Origin of the sequence: Candidatus Clostridium stratigraminis, from assembly GCF_045310675.1 — a bacterium.
GTDB lineage: Bacteria > Bacillota > Clostridia > Clostridiales > Clostridiaceae > Clostridium_AT > Clostridium_AT stratigraminis.
Window position 1 is genome coordinate 46,157 of record NZ_JBJHZZ010000017.1, and the last position, 6,921, is coordinate 53,077.

The 6,921-nt window shown below is 25.8% G+C and carries 5 protein-coding genes; all 5 read left to right on the forward strand.

Annotated features, from left to right (window positions below):
- Nucleotides 1-206: 206 nt before the first annotated feature.
- The 5 genes from ACJDUG_RS15935 to ACJDUG_RS15955 all read left to right on the forward strand — a co-directional run bounded on the left by ACJDUG_RS15935 (nucleotide 207) and on the right by ACJDUG_RS15955 (nucleotide 6,876).
- Nucleotides 207-2,804: a TrlF family AAA-like ATPase gene (locus ACJDUG_RS15935; RefSeq protein ID WP_406770859.1), complete on the forward strand. Its 2,598-nt coding sequence runs from the start codon at nucleotides 207-209 to the stop codon at nucleotides 2,802-2,804.
- Nucleotides 2,805-3,020: 216 nt separating this feature from the next.
- A complete protein-coding gene (locus ACJDUG_RS15940; RefSeq protein WP_406770861.1) occupies nucleotides 3,021-4,121 on the forward strand; it encodes a dsDNA nuclease domain-containing protein in 1,101 nt (366 codons plus the stop codon).
- Nucleotides 4,099-4,224, forward strand: a complete 126-nt coding sequence (locus tag ACJDUG_RS15945) for a hypothetical protein (RefSeq protein WP_406770862.1) — start codon at nucleotides 4,099-4,101, stop codon at nucleotides 4,222-4,224. The genes ACJDUG_RS15940 and ACJDUG_RS15945 overlap by 23 nt, the downstream gene beginning before the upstream one ends.
- Nucleotides 4,184-5,902 (forward strand): hypothetical protein, encoded by a 1,719-nt coding sequence (locus ACJDUG_RS15950; RefSeq protein WP_406770863.1) that lies wholly within the window; start codon nucleotides 4,184-4,186, stop codon nucleotides 5,900-5,902. The genes ACJDUG_RS15945 and ACJDUG_RS15950 overlap by 41 nt, the downstream gene beginning before the upstream one ends.
- Nucleotides 5,903-6,024: 122 nt before the next feature.
- Nucleotides 6,025-6,876, forward strand: coding sequence for a DUF3825 domain-containing protein (locus tag ACJDUG_RS15955; protein ID WP_406770864.1), 852 nt, complete (start codon nucleotides 6,025-6,027; stop codon nucleotides 6,874-6,876).
- The last annotated feature ends 45 nt before the right edge of the window (nucleotides 6,877-6,921 follow it).

Consider the following 6,921-nt stretch of genomic DNA (forward strand, 5'->3'; position numbering starts at 1 on the left):
CCTCTATGTTACAAAATATAGTATGATTCGATAAAATAAACCTTAGAAGAAGTATAGCATAAGAAAAACTAATTGTAAATATATGTAAAAATATAAACAATGGATGTATTTTTTTGACTATTGTCAATAATTTTATTAGTGAATTATGGAAACATATTTAGATAAGGTGTATAATATTGTAAAATAAAGCTAAAGAGGGGAATTTTATGAAGAGTGTTTTTTCTAATGGGGCTGAATGGATAAGGGCTGATTTCCACTTACATACAAAAGAAGATAAGGAATTTAAGTATGATAAAGATAATAAAGAATACTATAAAGACTACATTGATAAACTGGAAGAAGAAAACATAAAAATCGGCATAATAACTAACCATAATAAGTTTAATAAATTTGAATTTACAAATTTAAAGAAAGAAGCTTCTAAGAGAGGAATATTTTTAATTCCAGGGGTAGAGTTATCTGTAAATGACGGAGCGAATGGAATACACACACTCATAGCTTTTAAAGAAGAGGATTGGATTTGTAATGGTAATGACCATATTAATTCATTTATTGGAAGTGCATTCTTAGGCAAAGATAATTATGAAAATGAGAATGGAAGATGTAAATTCGGATTAATAGAGACAATTAAAATACTAAATTCAATGAACAAAGACTATTTTATTGTTATGGCTCATATAGAACAAAATAGTGGATTCTATAATGAATTAAATGGTGGAAGAATAGAAGAAATAGCTGTAGATTTAAATTTTGATAATATATTAGGATTTCAAAAAGTAAGAACAAGGAAGTTTGTTGACAACTTGAAGCAATGGATTGGTAAAGATAAATTACCAGCGTTTGTAGAAGGTTCTGACCCTAAGTGCATTGATGAAATAGGTAAAGGTGAAAAGACATTTTTAAAAGTTGGAGACTTTAGTTTTGATGCAGTGAAATTGGCTTTGTGTGATTATGAAAATAGGACAAGTAAAGAAGAATTTCAATTAAGTAGACCCATTATTAAATCCATAAGCTTTCAAGGTGGGAAATTAGAGGGTAAAGAAATTGATTTTTCTCCATTTTTAAATACGTTAATTGGAATTAGAGGAAGTGGAAAATCAACAATATTAGAGTTGTTGAGATATGGATTAGATTATAATTTTGATGGAGAAATAATAGATAAGAATTATAAAGATAATCTTATTTATAATAGTATTGGAAGTGGAGGGAAAATAAGTATTGATGTCATTGATATTTATGGAAAAAAGTATAACATAGAGCGATTATATAATCATGGAGTACATATAACAAATGAAGCAGGGGAGGAATTAAGTATTTCTGTTGATTCGCTAATTGACAATGTTCTATATTTTGGTCAAAAGGACCTTTCTGTTAGTAAAGATGGATATGAGCATCAAATACTTGATAAACTGTTAGGAAATTCAAGAGTTACAGTAATTAAAAAAATTGATGATAAAGCTAATGAATTAGTAGACAGAATAAGAGAATGGAATAAAATAAGCAATACACAAGATAAAATAGAAGAATTAAATACTAATATTAGTAATTATGAATATAAGCTGAACTTGTATAAAGAATTAGGCATAGAAAATAAATTAGATAAACAAGTTGAATTCAAGAAGGATGGTTTGCATTTAAAAAATTCAAAAAAGGCAGTTAATGATTTTTACACAAACTTAATGACTGGATTTCAAGACAAAAAAGCTAAAATTGAAGGTCTGTTATCATATGAATCCAAATATAACCAAGAACTTAATAAAGAAACAAATAACTACATTACAGCGATTATACAATTTATTAATAAAATATCAGAAGAAGTTGATAAGATAAAGAGCAATGAGGAACTATTAAAAAATAAATATGATGAATTTAAAAAATTAAATGAAAGCTTAGAAGAAGAATTCGCTGATATAAAAAGGAAAATTAATATTCCGAATATAAATCCTGATGAATTTGTTACTATTAGTACAAAGCTGGAAGAAACAAAAAATGAAAAAGAAAATTTAAATAAACTAAAAAGTCAGAGTGAAGAACTTAAAAATAAAATAAATAAAGTTATTAAAGAATTAAATGACCTTTGGTTAGAAGATTACAAGTTATATGAAAATAAAATAACTAAGATTAACGAAAGTCAAAAAGAGTTGAAAATTGAAATTAAATTTAAAGATAACAAAGCTCATTATAAAAATGATTTAAAAGAAAAATTGAAAGGTACTGGAATTAGAGATAATATTTTTGAACTAATAGTAAATGAATATGCTGATTACTTAGAAATTTTTAGAGATGTATATTTAGGCAAGAATGAATTTTCATCAAAATTATCACCAGCTAATTATTCTAAATTTATAGAGAAATTTGAAGCTAATTTTGAAGATTGGGCTAAATATAAGACTCCAAATACAATAAATATATACTATCATAATAAGCCTTTACATGAACATTCTATAGGACAAAGAGCTTCTGCATTATTATTGTTTTTATTAACACAGGAAGATAACAATTTAATAATTATTGACCAACCAGAGGATGATTTAGATAATCAAATTATTTACAAGGAATTAATAACCAAAATAAAAGAAATGAAGCCTCAAGTACAATTCATATTTGCTACACACAATGCTAATATACCTGTATTGGGTGATGCAGAACAAGTAATTTCATGTAAATATAGTGATAAAAGCATTAATTTCAATTTTGGCAGTATAGATAAAAGTAATATAAGAGAGAATGTTGTAAATATAATGGAAGGTGGAAAAGAAGCTTTTAGACGAAGAAATGAAATATATAAGTTGTGGAACTGCTAAAGAAGAAAAATAAAACTTTACTATGTATCAAAATTATATAAGATTTACATACAATGTATGAAACTATTATAAATAATTTATATATAAGTTATTAGTAAAATCTAAAATATACTATAGTTGTGTAAAAGTTATAAAATAAGTGCATATATCTTATGCATTTATTTTATAACAAGTATTAACTTGGAGTGCTTTAAGATAGCTTATTGGAGGCAATATATGTTAAACGATGTGTTATCATCAGAATTAAGAGAACAGGCGGGGGCTAATTCCTTTAATAGATTTGACTACCAGGTTCATTGGATAGTGTATCACATGATTCAAGAGTTCAAAAAAGGAAAAGAATTCTTAATATTTTGTGAGTTTCATGATGATATGGCTGAGAGCAGTTGCATTGATAAGCCCGATTGTCTTGAATTTTTTCAAATAAAAACAAATGATACAAAAAAGAAATGGAAATTGAAGGACTTATTAAAAATTGACAAAAAGAGCCATTCCTTTTTAGGGTTCATATTTTACAATTTTATGAAGTTCAATTCGGAATGTAAAAAGTGTCATTTTGTATCTAATATAGAACCAGATGAAAATATACTTAAATGGCAGTCTGTTATAGAAGATGGAAAAATACTAAAAGATGAAAACTTACAACTTTATGAATATATAAAAAATCTTATAAGAAAAGAATTTAATAGTGAAGCAGAAAATGTCTTTGATACTACTTATGATAAATTTATTCAAAATACATTTATATATTATGGGGATTTACCTTTACAACAATATGAGAAAATTGTTCTTGGTGAATTTAGTGATTTATTAAATGATAAGAATATATATGTATCAAGTAGTAATAAAATTCTTAGAGATATTATTGAAAATGTCAGAAAGAAAAGTAAAACCAAAATAAGTACACCCATTAGTTTCAAAACATTAAAAGATAAAAAGGCAGTATCTTCAGAAGTTTTTAAAATAGTTCAAGAAAAGATGGAAAAGCTTCCGAAAAAGGAACAACTTTATGATGAAATAGAAGAAGTCCTAATGGAAAAGGGCTATAGTAAATTGTATTCCAGAAATTTAATAAGAATTCTTAGAAAACATCATAGTAAAATGTTAGATGTATCAAACTCTTTATACATAGATAATTGTGAAGAAGCTTATTTAAGTATAGAAAATATGATTGAAGATAATGCTTTTAGAATAGAAGAGCTATCAGTTCTTAAAGATAAAGCTATATTAGCATGTAAAAATATTATAGATGATAATGATGATATAAACGAATTTTTGGTGGAGGCAATGCTGTATGAAAGATTACTCTCAGAATAATCTAACTAACTATAAAAAGTTAGTTAGATATTTAAGATTAAAAAAGGAAGATGGTGAAAAGGATGGAAAGATTTCTTCTAAAAAAGCTAATAGTAATAAGTGATGAAGAAAAAGCATCCTATGAGACAGAATTTGAAAAAGGGCTTAATGTAGTAATTGGAGCTAATAAAACTGGAAAATCATCTATAATAAAAAGTATTTTCTATACATTGGGCTGTGATACAGACATGGAAAGTTCTTGGAAAAAGCTTATAAGTACATATATGTTATTCTTTTATTATGGAAATGAAAAGTTTTGTTTAATTAGACAAAATAAAAAATATAGATTATATAAAACAAATGAAAATGATTCTGAGTTTTTACTGTTATGTAATGCTGAAAATTATGCTGACTACACAAATTATCTACTAAAGAAGATTTTTAAAATAGATGCAGAATTAATTAGTAAAAAGGGCGAGACGGTGAGCTTTATTCCTCCTGTGCTGTTTAGATTTCAATATATTGACCAGGATGGAGGATGGCGTAAATTAGGAGAAAGTTTTATAAATGTTGGTTACATAAAAGATTGGAGAAAGTATAGTATAAAATTTATAATAGGATATCAAGGAGAAGAATATTATAAATTAAAAAAACAAATAGATATTATAGGAAATAAGGTAGGAGAATTAAAGATTAAACACAATCATTTTAGTGAACTTTTTAATAGTATGAAAGAATCTATAAGCAACAAAAATGAATCTAAAATTGAAGGAAGTTCAGTAAATGAGCTTAAAGAAAAGGCAGATAAAATATTATCAGATTTAAGCATATTTGAAAGAGAAGAAGTAGGACTAAACGAAAAAATATCAAGTTTGAGAAATGAAATATATGAAAAGACACTTGAACTTAATGTTTTAAAAAAATCACTTGAACATATAGATAAAGACCATGAGTTTGCGTTTAACCAAGAGGATACAATCAAGTGTCCTACTTGTGGAATGATATATGATAATTCCATTATCGAAAGAATTGAATTAGTTAAAGATATGCAATCTGGAGAAGAACTACTAAATGGATATAAAACAGATATAGAATTTTTGCAGAATAATTTAAATGAAATGATAAATAATAGACATGCTCTAAATAGAAATATTAGCGAGTTTAAAATCCAATTTGAAAAAATAAAAGAATCCATAGACATTCCAGAATTATATAAAGAAGAAGGAAGAAAAGAAATTATTAATGTTAGTGAACATGAAAGAGAAAAAATATCAAAAGAGATTGAAGTTAAAGAGTTTGAAAAGGTTGGTTATGAGTTAGATGTTAAGAGTCTTGAATCAAGAAAAAGAATAAATAAGATAAAAAATGATTTTATAGATATATACCAAAATGTATTAGAAAAAGTGAACATAGGCAATACCTATATAAAACTGACTAATTTTGTTCAAAAGCTTGAAAATACAGGAAGTGAAAGACCAAGAATTATTTTATCATACCATTTAGCATTATATTTATATAATTTAGGCAGAGGAACAAATCTTTATAATTGGCTTGTTATAGATACTCCTAATCAGCAAGGTCAAGATGCAAAAAATTTAAAAAACATAGATTCTTTAATAGATTTGATGTTAGCTGAAAAAGGACAAGTTATTATTGGGACTGAAAGAGAAACAGGTTATGAAGAATCTGCAAATAGAATCATACAGCTAACTGAATATAAAAGATGCTTAAGTCCAAATAGTTATTTTATACATAAAGAATTACTTTATGAATTAGATAAATATATTATTAATCTAAATTAATTAAATTAAAAATAGTAAGGATACAAGTTTTGATATATTACAATAGGCGTTAAAAATGTTATTATGACAATAGATTAATTTTATTAAAGATACAAAATAATTATATAAGATGGGAGTATATTATGGAAAATAAACAAGAATGGTTTAAGCCTGAATATAATTTAAGTAGGGATGCTTTTGTTGGAGTTGGTAGAGGAGTTGTTTTTGAAAATAAATTAGAGGCGTTAGCAATTATGGCTAAAGAAGAACCATGGAATTTCAAAGAAGAAAGATATAAAACTAATAGTAAATTTCCTATATTAACTAATTATCTTTTTTATACATATGATAGATTAAAAGAAGAAAATAAGATAACTATTTCAGAAGACAATGAATATATGTGTTTTAATACAGGGTTACAAACTCGTGATTATGAAAAGGATATTTATGCATATTTTATAAAAAACATAAATAAGCCTCAAAATTCAACTCAGGATTGGATGCTATCAAGATTTTATACAGAAAAAGATAAGGCATTGTCAGTTTTTAAAGTTTTGCCTGATATTGCAGAATACTGTGAAAATCCATCTGATTTAATATTTGATAAAAGATTAGATATAAGAATAGATTATGAACATATTGTTGATGAAAATTTACAAAGATTTACGGAAATAGGATTGCCCAATTATGATGAACATGCTTTAGAAGCACTTTTAGAATCTCAAGCAAAAAAAGCTGTAGCAAAAGTTAAAAGAAATTATAAAGTAGCAATTCCTCAATATTATGCAGATAGAAATTCTACAAATCCAAGAATACAATTATTATTACCTTTATGCTTTGCAGTTGCAGGAAAAGCTGATTTGGCATTGGTAATATCAAAAGAAGGACAAACATATATAGGAAAAACAATTCTTCATTTAGATTGGGCTTATATGAATTCAAGAAGAATTGTCACACCAGATGTGTGTTTTGCAAGTAGAAAATGCATAGTGTAGCTTCCTAATTGTGCATAGGACACTTGCCTTATTTTTTACTGTTTT